This is a genomic window from Bacillus sp. (in: firmicutes) (assembly GCA_012842745.1).
Taxonomy (GTDB): domain Bacteria; phylum Bacillota; class Bacilli; order Bacillales; family Bacillaceae_J; genus Schinkia.
The window spans coordinates 24897-46281 of record DUSF01000004.1; the positions used below are offsets into that span (position 1 = coordinate 24897).

23 protein-coding genes are annotated in these 21385 nt (G+C 36.4%); 2 read left to right on the plus strand and 21 right to left on the minus strand.

Translation table 11 applies throughout. The annotated features are described in order from the left end of the window. Positions 1-83: 83 nt before the first annotated feature. From yugI to GX497_00620, 7 genes are all read right to left on the minus strand, one after another. The gene (yugI, locus tag GX497_00590) at positions 84-506 is read right to left on the minus strand and encodes a general stress protein 13 (protein ID HHY71732.1); all 423 of its coding nucleotides are present in this window, start codon (positions 504-506) and stop codon (positions 84-86) included. A gap of 164 nt (positions 507-670) precedes the next feature. Beyond that, complete coding sequence (locus GX497_00595; GenBank protein ID HHY71733.1) at positions 671-1855, minus strand: aminotransferase; 1185 nt, start codon at positions 1853-1855, stop codon at positions 671-673. Then, positions 1852-2349, minus strand: a complete 498-nt coding sequence (locus GX497_00600; protein HHY71734.1) for an Lrp/AsnC family transcriptional regulator — start codon at positions 2347-2349, stop codon at positions 1852-1854. Before GX497_00600 ends, GX497_00595 begins: the two co-directional genes overlap by 4 nt. Before the next feature lie 43 nt (positions 2350-2392). Next, a complete protein-coding gene (locus GX497_00605; protein ID HHY71735.1) occupies positions 2393-2929 on the minus strand; it encodes a hemerythrin domain-containing protein in 537 nt (178 codons plus the stop codon). A 103-nt stretch (positions 2930-3032) separates the two neighbouring features. After that, the gene (locus tag GX497_00610) at positions 3033-4439 is read right to left on the minus strand and encodes a HAMP domain-containing protein (protein ID HHY71736.1); all 1407 of its coding nucleotides are present in this window, start codon (positions 4437-4439) and stop codon (positions 3033-3035) included. Then, positions 4439-5119: a response regulator transcription factor gene (locus GX497_00615; protein ID HHY71737.1), complete on the minus strand. Its 681-nt coding sequence runs from the start codon at positions 5117-5119 to the stop codon at positions 4439-4441. The genes GX497_00610 and GX497_00615 overlap by 1 nt, the downstream gene beginning before the upstream one ends. A 3-nt stretch (positions 5120-5122) precedes the next feature. Then, entirely contained in the window at positions 5123-6100 is a 978-nt protein-coding gene (locus GX497_00620; protein HHY71738.1) for a WD40 repeat domain-containing protein, read from the minus strand. A gap of 194 nt (positions 6101-6294) precedes the next feature. Here GX497_00620 and GX497_00625 point away from each other — a divergent pair, with 194 nt between their 5' ends. After that, a complete protein-coding gene (locus tag GX497_00625) occupies positions 6295-6966 on the plus strand; it encodes a hypothetical protein (protein HHY71739.1) in 672 nt (223 codons plus the stop codon). A 56-nt stretch (positions 6967-7022) separates the two neighbouring features. Here GX497_00625 and GX497_00630 read toward each other — a convergent pair whose 3' ends face one another. The 6 genes from GX497_00630 to GX497_00655 form a co-directional block, all read right to left on the minus strand. Next, a complete protein-coding gene (locus GX497_00630) occupies positions 7023-7751 on the minus strand; it encodes an ABC transporter ATP-binding protein (GenBank protein ID HHY71740.1) in 729 nt (242 codons plus the stop codon). Positions 7752-7755: 4 nt separating this feature from the next. Further along, positions 7756-8586, minus strand: a complete 831-nt coding sequence (locus GX497_00635; protein ID HHY71741.1) for an ABC transporter permease subunit — start codon at positions 8584-8586, stop codon at positions 7756-7758. Between the two features lie 17 nt (positions 8587-8603). Beyond that, positions 8604-9080: a nitrous oxide reduction protein gene (locus GX497_00640; GenBank protein HHY71742.1), complete on the minus strand. Its 477-nt coding sequence runs from the start codon at positions 9078-9080 to the stop codon at positions 8604-8606. Further along, a complete protein-coding gene (gene nosD / locus GX497_00645; GenBank protein HHY71743.1) occupies positions 9077-10447 on the minus strand; it encodes a nitrous oxide reductase family maturation protein NosD in 1371 nt (456 codons plus the stop codon). The genes GX497_00640 and nosD overlap by 4 nt, the downstream gene beginning before the upstream one ends. Before the next feature lie 114 nt (positions 10448-10561). Continuing rightward, on the minus strand, positions 10562-10825 hold the full coding sequence (locus GX497_00650; GenBank protein HHY71744.1) for a DUF1871 family protein: 264 nt from the start codon (positions 10823-10825) through the stop codon (positions 10562-10564). Between the two features lie 204 nt (positions 10826-11029). Beyond that, positions 11030-11779, minus strand: coding sequence for a peptidylprolyl isomerase (locus GX497_00655; protein ID HHY71745.1), 750 nt, complete (start codon positions 11777-11779; stop codon positions 11030-11032). A 93-nt stretch (positions 11780-11872) separates the two neighbouring features. On the opposite strand from GX497_00655, the gene GX497_00660 reads away from it, so the two are divergent. After that, positions 11873-12256 (plus strand): kinase, encoded by a 384-nt coding sequence (locus tag GX497_00660; GenBank protein ID HHY71746.1) that lies wholly within the window; start codon positions 11873-11875, stop codon positions 12254-12256. A gap of 78 nt (positions 12257-12334) precedes the next feature. Here the strand turns inward: GX497_00660 and GX497_00665 are convergent, their stop codons facing one another. The 8 genes from GX497_00665 to GX497_00700 all read right to left on the minus strand — a co-directional run bounded on the left by GX497_00665 (position 12335) and on the right by GX497_00700 (position 21383). Then, positions 12335-13453, minus strand: coding sequence for a SpoIIE family protein phosphatase (locus GX497_00665; protein ID HHY71747.1), 1119 nt, complete (start codon positions 13451-13453; stop codon positions 12335-12337). Further along, on the minus strand, positions 13446-13790 hold the full coding sequence (locus tag GX497_00670) for an STAS domain-containing protein (protein ID HHY71748.1): 345 nt from the start codon (positions 13788-13790) through the stop codon (positions 13446-13448). Before GX497_00670 ends, GX497_00665 begins: the two co-directional genes overlap by 8 nt. Then, positions 13771-14223, minus strand: coding sequence for an ATP-binding protein (locus GX497_00675; GenBank protein ID HHY71749.1), 453 nt, complete (start codon positions 14221-14223; stop codon positions 13771-13773). Before GX497_00675 ends, GX497_00670 begins: the two co-directional genes overlap by 20 nt. Positions 14224-14349: 126 nt before the next feature. Beyond that, a complete protein-coding gene (locus tag GX497_00680) occupies positions 14350-15894 on the minus strand; it encodes a HAMP domain-containing protein (GenBank protein HHY71750.1) in 1545 nt (514 codons plus the stop codon). Positions 15895-15913: 19 nt separating this feature from the next. Further along, a complete protein-coding gene (locus GX497_00685; protein ID HHY71751.1) occupies positions 15914-18505 on the minus strand; it encodes a chemotaxis protein CheA in 2592 nt (863 codons plus the stop codon). After that, positions 18498-18968 (minus strand): chemotaxis protein CheW, encoded by a 471-nt coding sequence (locus GX497_00690; GenBank protein ID HHY71752.1) that lies wholly within the window; start codon positions 18966-18968, stop codon positions 18498-18500. The genes GX497_00685 and GX497_00690 overlap by 8 nt, the downstream gene beginning before the upstream one ends. A 200-nt stretch (positions 18969-19168) precedes the next feature. After that, entirely contained in the window at positions 19169-20854 is a 1686-nt protein-coding gene (locus GX497_00695) for a hypothetical protein (protein ID HHY71753.1), read from the minus strand. A 187-nt stretch (positions 20855-21041) separates the two neighbouring features. Beyond that, a complete protein-coding gene (locus GX497_00700; GenBank protein HHY71754.1) occupies positions 21042-21383 on the minus strand; it encodes an STAS domain-containing protein in 342 nt (113 codons plus the stop codon). Between the last annotated feature and the right edge of the window lie 2 nt (positions 21384-21385).

A 21385-nucleotide genomic window follows, 5' to 3' on the forward strand; every position in this document is an offset into this window, starting at 1 on the left:
GCGCAAAACTTTACTGATACCATATAAAACTCTTATAAAAAAAGAAGGCAATGATGTAACGATTGCCTTCTTTTTCCAACCATTTATTTTTTCAATAATTTTTCACGATCAGATGATTGTTTAATCCAGCCCTCAAGCTTGTCTTTTAAAGTATTAAATCCTGTAGCATTTGCAGCATCAAGCTGCTCTTGACTTTTACTTATTTGCGGATGAGGCTTTCTTTCCTTTTTCGGGCGAGCCTGTGCTTCAGCTTGTTCAGGCGCTTCCTGTGTAGCTTTAATTGAAAGGCTAATCTTCCCATTTCCCTCATCAACCGATAAAACTTTTACCTTCACCTCATCTCCTACAGCTAAATGTTCGCTTACATCCTTCACGTAGCCGTGGGTAATTTCTGAAATATGAACTAAACCTTGTGTGTTTTCATCAAGAGCAACAAATGCCCCATAAGGTTGAACACCCGTTACTTTTCCGACTAATTCACGACCAACTTCATACTTTTCTGACATGGAAACACTCCTAATTTATACATTTTTTCTGCGCATTAAACAACTATATCACAATTAGCCTACTTTATCAAAAACAACGCCATCACATCACTATTTTATGCAAATAAATGATTTTTTATTTAACAAACAAAAGCCCAAAAAATAAAGCAGCCCAATGCCTTGGGCTACTTTTTATACTGTACTTGTAATTTTTCAACAAAACGTTTCATACGTTTTATAGCTTCTTTAAGTTGTTCCATTGAGGTGGCGTAAGAACAACGAACATGTCCTGCGCCGCTTGCTCCAAAAACATCACCAGGGACAACCGCGACTTTTTCTTCCATTAATAAATTTTGAGCAAACTCTTCAGAAGTTAAGCCTGTTCTTTTAATGGATGGAAAAGCGTAGAACGCTCCTCCTGGCATGTGGCAGTCAAGACCAATTTCATTTAATGATTTTACGAAATAATTGCGACGTTGCAGATAGCTCCTTTGCATTGAAGCAACATCATCCATCCCATTCTTCAGTCCTTCAATCGCCCCATGTTGGGCCATTGTAGGTGCACACATCATTGTATGTTGGTGGATTTTCAGCATCGCTTGGATAAAAACAGTTGGACCTACTACAAAGCCTAAACGCCAGCCAGTCATCGCAAAGCCTTTTGAAAAACCATTAATGACAATTGTTCGCTCACGCATTCCAGAAACGGACGCAAAGCTTGCGTATCCACCTTCATAACATAATTCAGCATAAATTTCATCTGAAAAAACAATCAAATCATGTTTCTCAACGATTTCAGCAATTTTCTCCAGCTCTGACCTCACTAACAACGATCCTGTAGGATTGTTAGGCGAACAAATTAAAATCGCTTTTGTTCTTGGTGTGATCACTTCTTCAATTTGTTCTGGCTGCAGCTTAAACTCATTTTCAGCCGTTGTCCGAACAGGTACAGGGATTCCACCAGCCAATTCAACAATCGACGCATAGGCAACGAAACAAGGTTCCACAATAATGACTTCATCGCCAGGATTAATAGTTGCACGAACCGCCAAGTCCAATGCTTGACTTGCCCCAACGGTAACCACTATCTCTTCTTCCGGTGAGTAGCCGACTCCAAAACGACTATTCATATATTTACTAATTTCACGGCGCAGCTCGATTAAACCAGCATTTGCCGTATAGGCTGTGTAACCTTGTTCTAATGAAAGGATACTTGCTTCCCTAATTGCCCATGATGTAACAAAGTCGGGCTCCCCTACACCTAAAGAAATAACCCCTTCCATTCCAGAAGCCAAATCAAAAAAGCGACGGATTCCAGAAGGCTTAAGGTTAATCACCTTATCTGATAAATAACGCTGTTCTTCAATCATGGTGTCACCACAATCCTGCGGTCTTTTTCATCATTCCCAAAAATTGTGCCGTCATGCTTGTATTTTTTCATGATGAAATGAGTTGTTGTTGAAACAACTGAATCTAATGCAGAGAGCTTTTCTGAAACGAAACGGGAAACCTCATGCAATGTTTTGCCTTCGATGACAACAGATAAATCATAGGCACCAGACATTAAATAGACGGACTGCACTTCCGGGAAACGATAAATTCTTTCGGCAATATCGTCAAAGCCTCGATCCCGCTTCGGTGTTACTTTTACATCAATCATCGCTGTGACACCTTGGTCACGCGCCTCCACCTTTTGCCAATCTATAACTGTCAAATATTTAAGTATAATTTGGCCGTTTTCCATTCTTTCAATAATTTCTTCTGTTTCTTTCACAGATAGGTCGACCATCTTCGCAAGATCTTCCATCGCTAAGCGGCCATTCTTTTCAAGAATCTCTAGAATTTCTACTTCTTTTTGATTCATGGGTGACACTCCCTAGATTTATATAGTTTTAAGTCCAATTATATCAAAAACTTGAGAAATTTCTAGTGAATGCTCCCAATTTGTTAAGCAATAGCTCCTGTTCACCCTTAACTAAATGCTCCTCAACCAATGGAAAAAGTACATTTTCCTCATTACAAATATGTTCAATAAGCGTTGCACTTGCAATCTCTAAACAGGATAAAAGCGATAATGCTTCGATTGGGGTGAACGGGCCTTCGCGTTTTTGAAACGTCTCGATAAACTGGACAATTTTATGCTCAACGGTTTTATGCTCATGATCCATTACCATTAAAATGTTGTCATCTTCCTCAACATAATTCTTTATTAATGGAAAAAGAAAGTGTTCTTCTTTGTATATTTGTATTTTTAATTGAGAAAAAATAATCACAGCACGCTCAAACAACTGAAACCATTTCAAGTCACATTCTTGTTCAAAGGAACTTTGTTGTAATTCATGCACTAATTCGGAAATGGCTTGCATTTGTTCCAATAGCATTTGATGTGAATTCTTTAGTTGGTCAAGTGGTTTACATTTAACATTTCCTTTGACATCATTCATCTAAACAACAGCTCCTTTTAATATAAGATACTATTAGCATACTCTGAATGGCTGTCCAGCAAAATGAACTTTATCACATTTTTCCGCAATAAACTTTTTTCTGTTACCCCTCAAAAACAGGCAACTTTATAAAAACCGTTGTCCCTTCTCCCACTTCACTTTCAATAATAAAATCTCCTTCATGAAGCTGGATAATTTTTTGAACAATTGCGATTCCTAACCCCGTACCACCATATTGACGGGTTCTTGCTTTATCAATTCTAAAAAAGCGCTCGCCAATGCGATACAAATCCTCTTTCGGTATACCGATGCCATTGTCTTTAATGGCGATTGTACACATATTGCCTTTCGATTTTTCTAAAGAAACACGTATAAATGAGTTTTCAGGTGAATAACGGATTGCATTTTCAACAATATTTTGTACAACCTGCTCCATTCGGTCTTGATCCCCCATAATGATAATTTCGGGGTCAAGCTCTTTCTCTAAAACTACCTTTTTCTCATGCAAAAATGGATCGAATTTTTCCAGTGCTTCTTCGATTAATTGTGCTAATGCTAGTGGCTGTTTGTCCATTGGCAAAGATTTGCCCTCCAATTGTGCTAAGTCCAGCAAATCACGGACTAACCGCTGCATTCTACCTGCTTCACGATGAATCAATTGTAAATATTTACCTGCATCTTCCTTTTTTGATACTGTTCCATCTAAAATGGCCTCGCTATAGCCTTTTATATAACTGATTGGCGTCCGTAGCTCATGGGATACATTCCCTAAAAATTCCTTGCGCCGCTCATCTTCTTCTTGGATTGCTTGAGACATTTGATTAAAAGCCACACCAAGTCTGCCAATTTCATCATTGGATTGAACATAGACTTTTTCACTGAAATCGCCTTTTGACATTTTATAAGCAACGCGCTCCATTTCATTTAATGGTGTTGTTAATTTTTTGACGATTTGTTTCCCGACAAGTAGGGCTATTAAGCTTAGGATAAGAGTAATAATCATAATAATAAGGCTCGCTTCTTCAAACACTTCATTTACTGAAGCTAGTGGTACGTATAAATATAAAATTCCTCTCAGCCGCTTTTCTTCTAAAAGAGGGACAATGACACCCATTATATTCCGATCAAATTGTTTTTCGTAACCAATTTTTGTAATACTTTCACCATTTATGAGTTGTTCCCGTTCTTCAGCACCAATTAATGACTGATGATTTACATCAAACGGTAAACATGCACTTAATTCTTTTGGGTCATTTACGATGAACACTTCAGATTGGGAGATTTTATTATACCATTGCACTTTTTCCTGCAATTCGGGTGTTAGCACCCCACCTTTATATTCTTTTGCTAAATTGAAGCCTTCTTTCCTGAGATTTGCTTCGACATCATCGACATAAATTTTTTTATACAAATAATGGGTCATTCCGTAGGAAACAGTAATTCCAATTAACATTACAATACTTACGATAATCCATAGCTTTTGTCCTAATGATAGCGTGTGTTTTTTCATTATAAGACCTCAAATTTATAGCCAATTCCCCAAACCGTTTGAATTAAATTGCCATGTTCTTTAAGCTTTAGGCGCAATGTTTTAATATGCGTGTCGACTGTTCGTACACCACCAATGTAATCAAAGCCCCAAACATTTTCCAATAATTGTTCGCGACTAAGCGCCTGCCCGTTGTGACGGCAGAAAAATAGCAACAGTTCATATTCCTTCAATGTTAAGTTAATCAATTCGCCACCAAGATAAACTTGCCTGCCCTTTAGATTTAAAACAATCGGACCGAATGCTAATTGTTCCTCATCTTCACGCACGATCGGATTTGCACGCCTTAGGACAGCATCCACTCTCGCAATTAATTCATTTGGACTGAACGGTTTTACAACATAATCGTCTGCACCAAGCTTCAAACCATAAACGCGGTCCCATTCATCACCTCTAGCCGTTAAAAAAATAATCGGCACTGATGAATCCTCTCTTACTTTCATACATAATGTAAGCCCATCAACCTTCGGCATCATCACATCGATGATCAGAAGGTCAAAAGAATTAGCTTTTAATAAATCCAAAGCAACTTCTCCATCTTCTGCTTCAACACAATGGAATCCCTCTTTTTCAAGGTACATACGCACAAGTTGCCTCATATCAGCTTCATCATCAACAATTAGTACTTTTCCTTTGTTCATTGCTCATACCTCTTTTTTGTACAAAATTTGAAAAGGCCCTTTTCCTGCCTTCATTGAACCAACAATCTTCATACTAATAGGATCAACAACTATAATTTCATTACTATCATAGCTTGCACAATAAATTAGATTATTAATAATTGAGATTTCAAATGGATTTGCACCAACTTCTATTGTTGCGACGACTTTCTTTGTATTCATATGAATTTTACGTAGTTGATTCGATCCATGACTGACAACGTAAACATAATCCCCATATTTCTCTAAGTCTACTGGCATGATTGGTGCTTTTACCTCTTGTTTTATTTCACCTGTATCAATTGAATAAATTGTTACTGCATTTTCTGCTTCAAGACCTGGACCATGTCCACCTGTCCAAAGCTCCCCTAACATTTCTATAAGAACAGCACCAACTGAAGCAGGCTTAGATTGTATTTCTTTTTTCACTTCTAACGTATTACTATTAATAACCGAAATAAGCGGATTATGAAAATTGATAATATATAATTCCTCCCGCTGGCTATATTCCAATATTGTCAGCGGACCATCACCAACACGTATTTCCTTTACCATCTTTCCTGCCAATGTTCTTACTTGAATTGTATCATTTTGTTGATTAGCCAAATAGAGTCTTGAATGATCGTTCGAAATTTGGACATTTACTATACCTTCGCCAGTCTTCCAGCGACCCACCTCTCTTCCAGTCGTGACATCATACAAGTAGATTCTTTTTAAATGCTTTCCATATAAAAGGATTGTCTTACGATCCGGGAGCAGCGTTGCACCTGTAAAAGTATAAGGCATAATCCATTTGGCTACCTCACTTCTAGTTTCTTCTTCATAAAATGATAAACTGTTCTCTAGCAAGTTTACGACAATTACTTGCGAAGTTTTTGAATCTATTTTTTCATATTGTTTTAACTGACAGCTTGTCAATAATAACGGGATGACAAAAACGATCATCCAACGTATTTTGCTCATTTTATTACCCCCGTATTTTGTTTCTACTCCTAGTATAATAGGTAGGTGTGAAAAAGTAATGAACTCAACTTTTTAAAAAATTTCTTAAAACTTTTCTATTATTATATAGATTCCTCACAAATACTTCAAAAATATCTATTATCCTGTAGATGGTCTAAAAAATATTATAGAATTTTTGGAGGTTGAAGTTATTTATGAAAAAACTATTAATGATTTTAATGGCTGTTGGATTAACCTCAGGCATCCTAGCTGGTTGTGGAACAGGGGCAAAAGAAAGTCAAGGCGGGACTTCTCCTAATAATGAAGCTGAAGTAGAAAATGGACAAGCGGCGCAAACTGAAAATACAGCAACAGATAATGGAGCAGAAAAGAAAGATATTGCACAAGTTACTGCAACACCTACAGAACCAGGTGAAGGCGAAACGTGTTCAATGTGTGATATGGAGGTTTATCACCATGACCATGAAATGGGGAAATTCACAGGCCAAGTTGTAACAGCTGATGGCAAACACTTATTTACAGATGATGTGGGCTGTTTATTGAATCAAGTCCGTATTCTTGAAGAGAAGCCACAAGGCGCTTGGGTTCGTGATTACAATACTTTAGAGTGGGTGCCAGTAGGTGATGCAACACCAGTAAGAGCAAGCATTGAAACTCCAATGAAAATGGGATTTGCATTATTTGGAACAAAAGAGGCTGCAGACAAATATGTTGCCGAAAACCCAATGTTAGCTCCGGTTGTCACTTCAATGGATGATGTTGATAACATTGCTTTAGAACGTCGTAAGGTTAAGTTGGCGAAAATGAAAGAAGCAGAAGAAAAAGCAAAACCAGCGGAGAATATGGATGAGCATATGAACCACTAAAACAATAACACCTTCTCTACATAGCTAGAGAAGGTGTTACCTTTTTAACTGTAAAACTACGCTGTTTCTTCCGCCTTCACTAACGAAAAAAACACTTCCTCCAATGTCGTTTTAGCGTTACCGTCATCTTTTCCCTTCGTCAACGCTTCTACTGTATCGTTGACTAACAACCTACCGCTATTCATAAACGCCACCCTGTCTGCCAGTTCTTCGACATCTGCTAAAATATGTGATGAAAACAAGATTGTTGTCCCTTTCTGTTTTTCTCCTTTTATAATATTTTTAAATTCCCGTACCCAATATGGATCAAGGCCATTGGTTGGCTCGTCTAAAATAAGCAAAGGAGCTTCAGGCAGCAAGCTTTGCGCTAAAGCTAATCTTTGCTGCATTCCTTTTGAATAGTTGCGGACTCTTTTATCTTTGTCTTTTGAAAGTCCAACTCTATCGAGCAGTAACTCAACTCTAGATTGTGGAACGTTCGATAATTGTGCAAAAAAGCTTAAAACCTCGTACCCGCTTAATACTTTTGGGAATACCATCGCATCAGGCATATAGGAAAAAAGCGACTTATACATTGCTGCATTTGAGCTCATTGTGATACCTGATAACTTAACCGCTCCAGATGTCGGTTTTATATTGCCAATCATCATTTGGATAACCGTACTTTTTCCAGCGCCATTGCCGCCGCAAAGTGCAAAGCATTCACCTTGGTAAATTTCAAAATTAATATGCTCAATCCGGTTAGTAGCATTATAAATTTTACTTAAGTCTTTGACTTCAACTATTCGCTTACGCTCCATGACTAATCCCTCGTTTTAGCATTCTATTTGAAATAAAGATTGGTATGAAAACCCACAGAATCGCCGTTATGGCAAAGACAATTTGACCAATATTGCCTTCGCTCCAAACAGTCAAATCATACAAATGTGGTCCAAATATGGAGCCGCTATCCATTGAAATGATTGTCCAAACACGAACTAATTCGACTGGATTTAGGAGAATCGAAGCTGTGAACATTCCTAGGATTGCTTGTTTGCTTATAACCATTGCCAAGCCCATAACTATAAATTCATAAAATAAAACTGACACCGCCCACAAAATTAAACTCATACCTAAGGCTTGAAAACGAGTTGCAGACAGTACACCAATTAGCATTGCTAAACCGAGAAATAACATCATTAGTAACATTGTAAATCCATAAAATAACAAGAAAAATTGCAACGAAATACTTGCCTTGCTTATAAAAAGAATCAATCCTGCTGCACCATAACCGAACGTAACGACAGCAAACAAAGTTAATAATAAGCCAATAAATTTACCTACTAATATTCGGGAAGTCGGTATTGGATACGTAAATAACAATGTTAAACTTCCGTCTTCTTTATCACCAGCTATTGATGTGCTGCCAATTAGCAATGTTAAAAGCGGCACTAGAAAGAGCGACAAATTTAATAAACTTGCTGCCATTCGGTTAAAGCCATTAAAGCCTGCTTCTTCAGCACTCCCGCCAAACAAAACAATCGTAATCGCTAGCACCGTATATAGAATCGTAAAGCTGAATACCCATTTGCTTCTGGAAATTACCTTTAATTCCTGTCTAGCTATTAGAAACATTTTCAATTGTCCTTTCTACCTGATTAGTGTGCTTGCATAACCCAATCTACTTTTTCCAAGCCATTATAGTCTAGCACCTCACCTTTTCCCTCTTGTTCAATATACTCCTCGGCTTGTTCTTTTGTGGAAAATGAAACTACCCCATAGGCCATTGGCGTCCAAAATTCTGGATGATAAGCATGATAGGCTTGTTCAAACGGCACCCATTTCATCGTTTCGTAATCTCTTACATATGTTGCGCCAATATCTTTATTCTTTCCTTCACCTTCTAAATATTTAATCATGCATCCGATATCATCATACATATGAACCGTTCCATCACGTTCAATTAATTGTGTTGCAAAATCAGTATGGGCAATTGACATATTGCATACTTCACAGGCATCAATGTCTGGATTTACCTCCCTCGGCTCAAAAGCGGTTTTGTTGCCACACGCACTCATTATTAAAACAAGTACTACTACTATCATTGAATAGAATCCATTTCGAATTTTCATTATGAAACCCTCCCGCGATAAAAAATATAAACTGCTAAACTAATCATCATTATTCCAATGAAAGCTGCCAGCCAATTGCGCTGTACGATATGAGCTTCTTGTAAATCAGCTTTATATTGTACCGGTTGCACGTAGGGAAAGCGGTCCATCCCTTTATCACCAGAAAGGGATGGAAATATCTTTTCAATTGATGACCAAAGTTTAATCGTTGGACTTTCAAAAAAGAATTGTAGTGTTGGGTGTTCTTCTACTAATTTATCAAACAGCTTTCCTGACTCATAAGGAATATCGCCAATCCCATCTCCATCTAAATCCATCCCGCTATAGTCATCCCAATAGTTACCTTGGCCATTTAAATCCATTGGCTCTACACTAGTAAAAATTTTCGTTTGAACTATATTTCCGATAAAATTATTGTTGACCATTGTGTTCCGTTCATTTTTATCCTTTAAATCTAAGCCGACATAATTACCCGCAAATATATTGCCTTCAATTTTACAATCACGAGCATCTTGTAAGCTTAAACCTGTATTATTAAAAGTCACACGATTATTAATTAATTCAATCTTGTCAGAGTCAAAGATAAGTACGCCATGACCACGGTAATCTAAATTTTCGGTAATAGTATTTCCTGTTATTTGAAAATCCTCAGCATCCATAATCATGAGACCAGTAATATTTTTCGTTGATACATTCTCGGTCAACAAGCCTTTTTTGGCATACATAACATGGTATCCGTATCTCGACCCTTCAACATAGTTTTCTTTTAACGTACTATCCTTTGCAAAATCAAAATAAATACCGTCCTGCACTTGTTGAATGTGATTTCCTTGAAGCAAAGTATCTTCTGCATAAAATAAATGAACACCATTACCTCTAGCAGAAAAATGTCCATCATAACCGGTAATTTCATTATTTACTAGTCGATTTTGCTGTCCTTTGTGCACATAAATTCCGTAATGGACTTCTTTAATAATATTGTTTTCGATAAGATTATTGGAGGACTCTACCCATATTCCGGCTATGGTATCATTTTTGCCGCTTTTTTCAATTATAAAATTGTCAATTGTTACGTTGTCCGCTTTTACTTCAATGACATGACCTTTTCCATCCCCAGCAATAATGGCATCTTCCTCACCTTTTAATTGAATCGATTTATCAATAATAAGCTTGCCATTATACTGTCCTTTTTCAACGAAAATGATTGCACCTTCGTCTGCATCATTGATTGCCTCTTGTATACTTGATCCTGGTTTTACAGTTATTTGTGCTCTTTCCACGTTAGATGTCAGCTTCTCCGCTTTAACATTAGGATTAATTACAATTACAAGTCCAATTATTGAGAAAAATAATAATACAACTCTTAGCATAAATTTTATCACCACCAATCCTCTACTACTTTACATCATATCTAGTAATTGTGAAGAAACAGAAAAGAAAATTTGAACAAAAAAAGAACTCCCCTACATTGGTTTGTTCTTCTTTCATACTGCAAAAGGACCTGCTTCTTTTAACAACAGCATTCTTCTCGCTATTTTCTGGCACTCTGTTATCGGAATTGATTTTTCAAAAGAAAATTCATAAATAAACTGAATCCGTTTTGCTAAATATTTATGATCATTTATTTCATGAACGGCTTGAATAATATCAATCGCTTCTACATCATAAGCATCTGGTCCGAGACCAAATGGGTCCCAGTTATTAATTACTTCTTTTAATTTTTCATTCAAATTCTTTGACCCTTCCATTCAAACCACCTTATTTTTTAAAAATAAATTCCGTATTTTTATTTTACGCCCATATTACTGCTTAGACACATTGGTTTTCTTACAGATTTACGACAATATTTAGGTGAATTTATGAACTTTTTTGGAACAGCTACAATGATATGTATATTTTTGAACAAAAAAAGAGCAATCATAATAATGAAAGCTCTCTTACAATAGAAATCATTATTCCTTCACAATAATCTCGTTAATCATCACTGGTTCAAGCGGTGCATTTGTCGTAGAGTTCACTTTAACACTAGCAATTTCATCCACAACATCCATACCTTCGATTACTTGTCCAAAAACTGTATGTTTACCGTCAAGCCAAGGTGTTCCCCCAACTTCTTTGTATTTTTCAATAATACTTTCAGAGAAACCAGCTTGTTTCATTCGTTCTATTAATTCATCATCAACAGTGTTCGCTTGAACAATAAAAAATTGGCTCCCATTTGTGTTTGGTCCCCCATTAGCCATTGATAGAGCACCACGGAAGTTCGCTAATTGTGGTGAAAACTCATCTTCAAAAGATTCTTCCCAAATGCTTTCTCCACCAGTGCCATCTCCATTTGGATCTCCACCTTGGATCATGAAATCATTGATCACACGGTGAAATATTAAACCGTTGTAATAGCCATTTTTGCTATGGGTAATAAAGTTTTCTACCGCTTTAGGTGCCTGCTCTGGGAATAATTTAATAACAATATCGCCCATCGTTGTTTTTATTGTTACGACCGGCTCACCTTCGTTGACAGGTTCAAATTGCGGCAAATTCGGAATTTCATCTGTTTTTTCATTCGTATTTTCTTCCGTATTCGTTTCATTCATAGCTGCTTTATTGTCAGATGCCGTATTCTTATTTCCTTGGTTGCTGCCACATGCACTAATAATTGCAATCATAACTACTAGCATTGTATAAAATAATACTTTTTTCATTCAATTTCCACCTTTCATTTTTAGTTTCCACTTTCTATATGATAAGATTTTAGCATAGGTCTGTCAAAAGTTCTTAGCAAGGAGTGGCACGAAATGTCGGAAAATTATCAAATTGGACAAATTGTATCGGGGATTTATAAAACTGGAAAATATATCGGAGAAATTACGGCAATTAAGCCGCAGCACATCACAATTCGAGTAAAAGCTGTCCTGAAGCACCCACTGCAAGGGGATTTACATGCTCCAAAACAAGCAGATGTTTTGTTTTTTCATGAACGGCGTGCACTAGCATTGAACGAGCAAACGAATATCCCAAAAACACAAGTGAAACCATACACGGAACTTGTACCGGATTATTTTGAATCATTACGAAAGGTCGTCAACGAAGAAATAGAGGGGTTGGAAAAAACAAATGATTCTTGGGCTAATGAATCTCTGAAAATTTTTAAAAGTCTTGAGAAGGATTACTTTAAATAACTAGAATAACAAGTAGCTTGCATTCCAAAAATCCCGCAACTATGCATGAACTTGAAATGCAAGTGCGGGATTTTGAATTTACTTTATAGTAATTGCAACCATCGTTACATCATCATCAAATCGGCCAGCCGTAGTAGTTGTTTTCCTTAACACGGTTTCTAGCAATTGAGTGCTATCTAAATCTGTTACGCTGACAACTAACTCCTTCAGCTTTTCAATATTACTAGAAGTATTCAAGCCAAATGAATCTGTTAAACCATCAGTGTATAGGAAAAGTTGACTCCTTCCTTGAATCGGAATCGTCCCCGTTTCGATGACAAGCTCTGGCAACAAGCCAATCGGTGGACAGCCAACATCTAAATAATCCACTTTTCCACCTGCATGAATAAGAAACCCAGGTGGGTGGCCTGCAGATGCATACTCCATGAATTTTTCCTTAACATCAATTAAAATGTAAATGGCAGTAAAAAAGTAGGAATGTTCCATTTCACTGTTTCGGTACAAGAGCCGCATATGCTCATTTAATTCCATAAACAAATTTTCCGGTTTCATAAGGGTTGTAATAATCCCCCGAAGCAATGAGCGAATGGACATACCAACCAAGGACGATGCAACACCATGACCCATAATATCTAACACAATCACACCGTACTTATTTTCATCTATCTTATACCAAGCATACATGTCCCCAGCTAATTCAGCACTAGGTAAATATGCTCCATCAATATGAATTGTTTCATTTTTTATCGATTTACTAAGTACACTTTTTTGTAACTGCCGTGCTAATTCCAAGTCCGATGCTAATTTGCGCTCCGCTTCTTTTATTTTTGTAATATCACTTATAATAGCACAGTAGCTAATAGGCATTTCATTTGAATCCTTAATCGTAGCAATCGTAGTTCGCTGGTAGTAGAGGTCACCGTTTTTTCTCCGATTTATAAATTCACCCTGCCACTGTCCACTTTTTTCAAGTGATTCCCATATTCCTTTATAAAATTCTAACGGATGTTTGCCTGATTTTAAAATTCTTGGGTTATTACCAATCGCTTCCTCAGCTTGATAGCCAGTAATTTTTTCGAACGACTCATTAACAAGTTGAATCGTTCCACTTAAATCTGTTACAAAAATACCCTCTAGTGAAAATTTAAATACTTTTGCTGCGAGCTGCTCTTCTACTATCTTCGAGAGACTAGTCATCTTGATCACGCTTCAAGTATCGCAAGCCTTCTTCTTTTGTATCAAAAATTTTAATAAAGGTGCCGAACTTGACAATATTAAATATTTCTCTAACAGATTGCTGTGTTGCCACAACAACTAGTTCCTTTTGATTTTTTCTAGCAGTCATTACTGAATCAGCGATTACACCTAGTGCCCCACTGTTTAAGTATTGAACTCCTTTTAGATGCAATAATAATCTGCCAGAATCTGAATGAATCAAGTCTTTCATCGCATCTCTAAAGCTAGCAACGTTTTTTAATGTTACATCCTCCTCCCAATTTAATAGAATTGCTTGTTTACTGGAAGTAAAGATCATAAAAACCCGCCTCCTCTGGCTGTATAAAATTATTCATATATTTTTGCATAACTAGTTTAACATACCCACCGTTTTCCTCTAAATGGACATGATCCATCAAATTTACGATTAGTTGTAAACCTCTTCCTCTAAGACTGTGATTCACCTCATTGGCAAATAAAGAAATATTATACTTTTTCCCTTTATGTTTTGTGAAAATGGTAAGAATGTTCTGTTGACTTTTATCCCAACATGTAAAGAAACCCGATTGATTCGTATGTTGGCAATATTCGTAGGCGTTCATACATGCCTCTTCTGTTACTAAACGTAAAAATAATCTGTCATAATGCAAAAATCCCATATGAGTAGCAATTTTATCAGTAACATCCATCGCTTGGAAAATATCATCTGCTGTTCTGACTTTCAGGCAATGCTTATCGTCATATAATTTCATGATTTTATTCTCCTTACTGAATATTTATTTGTCAACATTCTTAACTATATATTTCAAGGAAGAGACGGAAAACCCTCCCTTCCTCCTTAAATTTCATAAAAAGGACAAAACTTTTCGAAAATAGTTTTACATTTTGAATTTTCCAGCAAGTTGCGCAAGATTTTCGGCCATTTTCGCCAAATCATTAGCTGTTGCTGCTGTTTGTTGAACTCCAGCTGCTGTTTCCTGGGATACAGCAGCAATGCTTTCAACAGCTTGCAACACCTCACGTGATTGCGCATTTTGCTCCTCACTTGCTGCGGCGATTTCAGCTATCTTGCCAGCAGCTATTTTTACTAGATTGATAATTTCCTTGAACGCTTCGCCCGCATTCTTAGCTTTTTCATTTCCTACTTGTACAGCATCAACTGAGGCATCCGTATTTGCTTGAATGGATTCAATCAATTCAGAAATTTCCTTCGTTGCCTTACTACTTCGCTCTGCTAATTTTCGAACCTCATCAGCAACGACAGCAAACCCTTTACCAGCCTCACCTGCACGTGCTGCTTCTATGGCTGCATTTAATGCCAACAAGTTGGTTTGTTCCGCAATATCATCAATAACCTCTACAATTTCACCGATTTGAACTGACTTACCTGATAAATCCGAAATTTTATTGCTAATGTCATTCATCCCGCGCAATGTATCCTTAATAACCTCATTGCCCTTTTCAGCAGATTGGACCATTGTTTCGGATGAGTTGGATGTTTCCTCCGCATTTTTTGCAACGGCAAGAATCGCATTTACCATTTCCTTGACCATTTCCGAAGCTACACCAGCATTATTAGCCTGCATTTGGCTACCTGTTGCAATTTGTTCCGTACTAGCAGAAATTTCTTCTGTACTCGCCGCTAAATTATTCGCACTTCCTAATACATCTCCGATTAGTCCCCGCAAAGATGATGTCATATCATTAATTGCGACTGCCAACTCACCAACTTCATCCTTTGATTTTATAACGACTTTTTCACCTGACAAGTCGCCAGCTGCCACCTTTTTCAAACGATGAACAATTTCTAAAATTGGAGCCGAAATTTTATGAGATAGAATGAACGCAATAATTATTCCAATCGCTACAGAAATCACGCTAATAATGATTGTAATGAGGATAATTCTATTACCTGTTTTGACTATTTGATTTTTAAGTGTCTCCATTGCTTTGACACTATTGGCAACTTCACCTTCAAAATTAGACGTTAATTCATCCGAGAGTACTCTTACATCTACAGCCTTATTTACAGCTGCCTCTGGACTTTCTTTATATAAGGAAAATAATCCATAAATAGCTTCATCCCATTGAGCGTTTTTCCCAAAAATCGCCTTTTGTGCATCAGTTATATTTAGACTTGCCAGCTTCTCCTGGGTTCCTTTATTTTGCTGGGTTAATTGATCAAATTGTGTATAATAAGCTTCATCCCCTGTTAATAAATACGCTCGAAGGATTGCTGTCCGGTTTGCGATGCTATAATTTAAATCTCTCCAATAAGTAAGCTGCTGCAATTCGTTTCCAAGAACTTCTTCCACTTTATTTTTAAAATTACTTGTTTGGGTATAATTATAAATAGACATAATTAATAACAATGTTAGAATAATGGCGAAGCTTCCTAAAATTTTAAATCGTAAACTTCTCATCATAAGTCCCCCTCATAATTTAATTGATTCGTTCATACTTACTTTCTTCCATTACATTTGAAATTGTCTTAAGCTCTGCAACATCCAAAATAAAGTCTAAATCAAGTAAGATCACTAATCGTTCCCCTAAATTGCTTATACCACGAATAAACTTCTCTGCAATTTGGCTTGTATTGTCATCTGGCGGTGACTCGATTGTATCAGTACCTACCTTTAATACTTGGGTTACTTGGTCAACTAATAAACCAATTAATTCATTTCCAAACTCTACAACAATGACCCTTGATTTCCTTGTTAATTCATGGTGATTAATCCCAAACCGTTCTCGCAAATCCATCACTGGCATTAATTTGCCGCGAAGATTAATCATACCGATTACTGAATATGGTGCATTCATAACTTTCGTTACCATTGGTACAGTGATAATATCCTTAACACGTCCAATTTCAATGCCGTATTCCTCAGAGCCAAGCTTAAATGTGGCTAATTGAATAGTTTCTTCTATCTGTCTCGTTTCCTTATCATCCATAGCTTCATTCATTGCATTTTTAGACCCTTCTTCCCGAACAATCGCCCCCGTATCAAGAATTATCGCAACATTTCCATCACCCATAATCGTTGCTCCAGCAATATATTTCGGCGTTCCGATATATTTACCAAGCGGTTTAATCACAATTTCTTGATTACCTAATGTTTTATCGACTACTAAGCCAACACGCTTATCAGCAAGCCCTATGACAATGACAAAAATCCGCTTTGGATCGACAAGGTATTCTTCACTAACGCCTAAACGTCTATGCATTCTTACTAATGGGAGCACACGGTCGCGGACGACACCCACTTCTTGATTTTTTATTGTCTTAATCTCTTTTTTATGAAGGCGGACAATCTCCTGTACATTCACAAGAGGTATTGCAAATTGTTTATTTCCTAATCTAACAAGAAGCGAACGGATAATCGCTAATGTTAATGGCAACTTAATTGTAAAAGTTGTGCCCTTGCCAAGCTCTGAGTCAATATTAACAATGCCATTTAGTTTTTCGATATGACTGCGGACAATATCCATGCCGACACCGCGACCGGAAAGATCAGTAACCGTTCCTGCTGTTGAAACACCTGATCGGAATATTAAGAAGATTAAGTCTTTATCTGTCATCCGCTCGGCTTCTTCCTCGGTTACAAGCCCTTTTTTAATAGCAGAGGCTTTTATTTTTTTCGGGTCAATACCGCCCCCATTGTCTGAGATGGTAATAACAATATGGTTTTCCTCATGTGAAGCTTTTAACAAAACCTGACCTTTCTTTGGCTTCCCAACAGCTTCACGCTCATTAGGCCCCTCTATACCATGATCAATCGCATTGCGGAGCAAATGGATAATCGGATCGCCAATTTCCTCAATCAGATTACGGTCAAGCTCCGTTTCTTTTCCTTCAATGATAAACTCAATTTCCTTGTTCGCCTTTTGCGATAAATCTCTTACCATCCGCGGAAAACGATTAAATAGTTGTTCAATTGGCAGCATCCTTGTTTTCATCATTCCTTCTTGCAGTTCACTAATAACTTGACCTAGATGGTTGCCAACCTCAACGAACGACTCGACATCTTCATCATTGGCATAGCGATCTTCAAGACGCTTACGAACTTCTGCTAATCGGGTTTGGTCAATGACAAGTTCCCCAACTAGATTCATTAAATGCTCCAATCTTTCAACATCGACTCGAACAGTTTGTTTTACTTTCATGTCAACTTTTGGAATGTTAAGAGCGGTTTCTTTTTGCTTAACTTCACTAAACTCCATTTTGCTTCCAGTTGTAAATTTACCTAGATTGCTTTTTGTTAGTTTTGTTAAATTGATGGAACGAATATCTGAAATGCTATTAATAATTTGAAAGGCTTCCTGTTCTGTTGCATTAGTGACTAAACAACAGACTACATTGCCTTCAAATTTAGCATCATCTTCGATGATTTCCTGTGATGGAAAAGTAGCGATAATCTCACCGATTTCTTTTAAATTGTTTTGAATTAAAAACGCTCTTACAGATTTCAACATCGCATCTTGCCTTAAGCTGACATAAGCTGAAATGACTTGATACCCTGCTTCAAGTGCCTTTTCAACCATCTCTTTTTGAGTATCATCAAAAATCACTTCGGGATAGACAACATTATCATTTACATTCGAAATTTCTTTTTGTTTAGCGGTTTCCGTTTCCTCAACATTAACGGCTGCATCTTTTATTTTTTCTAGCTTTTCAATTAATGGTTTAATCTTAATTTTCTCGATTGTTCTATTCAAAATAGCTTCTTTCATAACTTTAATAAAATCAATCGCCTCAAAAATCGCGTTAATAATATCTGTATTAACCTTAAGCTGGTGATTGCGAATGAAATCAAAGATGTTTTCGACTTTATGGGTCAGCTCTTTCATTTTGTCAAAGCCCATTGCTGCTGATGATCCTTTTAATGTATGAGCAGCCCTGAAAATGCGCTGGATTGTATCTTCGTTTTCTCCATCATGTTCTAAATTCAATACCTCTTCATCCAATATTTGCAGCTGTTCATCAACCTCATCTAAAAACACACCAAGATAAGCTGATACATCGAATTCACTCATCTAAAGCGACCCCCTTTTCAAATTCAGGGTATAGCACTTTATGTTTATTTAAAATCCCAATTAATTTGTCTCCTACTTTCGCAAAACCTTTAAAGCAATCTTTTTCAATTGAGTTAAAGATATCAAGAGTTGGTTCTAAATTTGCCTCTTCGACATAGGTAACCATCACTACCTCATCAACAATTAACCCGATATCCTCTCCGTCATTTTCAATAATGACAATCCGTGTTTTTTTAGTAAACGGAGCAGGCTTAATATGATATCGCTTGCGAAGATGAACGACAGGAATAATCTTGCCTCGTAAATTAATCATTCCAGAAATATAATCCTTAATGCCAGGAACTCCCGTAATCGTTTGTACACGAATAATTTCTACTACTTCTTCAATGGCAAGAGCACAAAGCTGATGATTAATAGAAAAAACAACATATTGACCAGCTTGCGAGCTAACAGCTGTATCCATGCTATCACCTCCAAATATAGTTCGCCATTTTTCAACAAAACGCCCTATAATTTAGTATAAAATGTAAATTCATGCATAACCATTGCCTAGCATTCCTATTTTTATCTGTTTTCTTCACTTATATTTAGCAAAAGTAGGAAGGGTTTCCTATTTACAACAAAAATCGACTTCTGCTTAAAATGCCAGAAGTCGATTTCATTTCAGACTTTATTATTCAATTCATAAAACGCTACAATAATTTGGGTTCGATCATGAAATCCCAATTTATTCAAAATATTTGAAATATGGTTTTTGACTGTGTGTGTACTAATATACAATTCACCCCCAATTTCTTTATTGCTCATCCCTTTAACAATGAGCTTTACTACATCTAACTCTCTTGCTGTCAAATGATCAACTAACGACTTGGAATGAAACATCTCCTTATTTGGTACTCGTGTGATTATTTTTTTATATTGCAATTGTTTATGCCAAGGTTTAAGAGCTATTCCACAAATGACTGCTAAGCTCTTCATATATACTTCTGCTTCCTTAAGATCATTTGGATAGCGCAAAGAAACGATTATAATTGCAAAAAGCATTTCATCAATATAAATTGGGCATTCAAGAATGACAGTATCATATTTTTCGATTACTCGTGCTCGGTGAAATGCCCCCATTGATTCTATATTAAAGTATTGATCACGTTGATTATTAGCATGATCGTAGATTGTTTTATCGTCTACCTTTTTCGTTATATTTAAATATTCATAGTCTCCATATCTTGTAATAATCGTTGTAAAGTGGCTTGGTATAAGGGAATTCGTTATATTAGCAATCATTAATAGCATATCTTGAAGGTTTTCGATTGTTGTTATCGACTTAAACGTTCCCATCAGTACCGATAATTTCATTAAGTGCAAATCCATATGGGATTCAACTGAAGCTTTTTTTATTCCCAATTCAATGATAGATGCTAAAATCTGAATTCTTTTGAGAACGCTTTGGTCTTTATTGCTTTCTGTTGTATTCCCACCAAAAATAAAACCTATCACCTCTTCATTTCTAATAACTGGATAACAAAAAAAGGAACCTGTTTTAACCCCATTTTTCATTAAAAATGATAATCTTGGATCAAAACCAATTTTACCTAAATACTCAAACCTTCGACTTGCTGCAATGTCTTCAAAAAATGTTCCGCTAATGACAAAGTTTGATCCGACAATACTTTCCTCATTTGCTCCTATATATGATTTGATTTCAACAGTACCCGCTATTAACGAAGCAATTCCTACATAATCAAAATGATGCTGTTTTTTCAATATTTCCAGCATTTCATAGTATTGGATGTTTGCTGTTTTTATAGTCTTTACAATTTGCTCTAATTCAAGGAAATGTTCATCTTCATATCCGCTTTTTATCAACTCAATACAAACAGTTGCCATCATATACAACTGTTCCTTTTTTTGTTGAAGTTGACTGTTTGAAAGGATTGGTAGTTGAAATATAGAATCATTTCGCTCGATATTATGTATAGCCGAGCCCATACCCGTTTTTATATAGTCTGAAATGCCTTCTTCAATATAAGACCAACACCAAATATAGCTTTTTATTTTATCATCGATAATAATAGGCACCAATAAGGCCTTTACGCCATAATGGCTTGGGCATTCTATTGGGTTAATGACAACACAAGTAGTGATGGAGTTATATTTGGCAATTATTTTTTTTAATTGATTTAAGAAAGGCAAATCAGCTTGATAAACAAGAAATTCAACAAATGAAGAAATTCCTGAAATATTTGTTATCGGATTGCCTTCATTGTCTGTCATATAGAGGGTCATCTTCATATTTTCGGCATATATATCTTGAATATTTTGGAGCAGTATTTTCGTATTACTTTTCATAATCTTCCCCCCTTTGGCAAAATTGGTAAAACTATATTTATACTACCAAAAATTTTGTTTGGAAAGGCGATGAAATTATGGAATCACTATGATAATTACAATAGTAAAAGTTAAAACCCTGTACTGCATCCAGAAAATAGAGGCCGACCCTTTTGTTGAGCCTGCCCCTATTTATTTATTTTTAAGTTTATACTACTTTCCTTCTTGTTTTGGCAAATATTTTTTGTACATATTTTTGAGCGTATTGCTCCTTGGAAAACACTTGTACAATTGAATCAAACTGAACCATCTCAAATATCTTCTTCATTGATGCTTGATTATTTATAATAACAAGTTCCTTATCCATCCCTTGAGCTTCTTTGGCTGCTTTTGCAATAATACCTAATGCTTGTTCATTCATATACGATACGTTTTCAAGATTTAGAATGATACCATCTATATTCATTACAAGAAGTTTCTCGATTGAAGCCTTGAAGTTTTCGATGTTGTCGAGCGTAAGATTATTATTCCATACAAGTGTTTGAATCAACT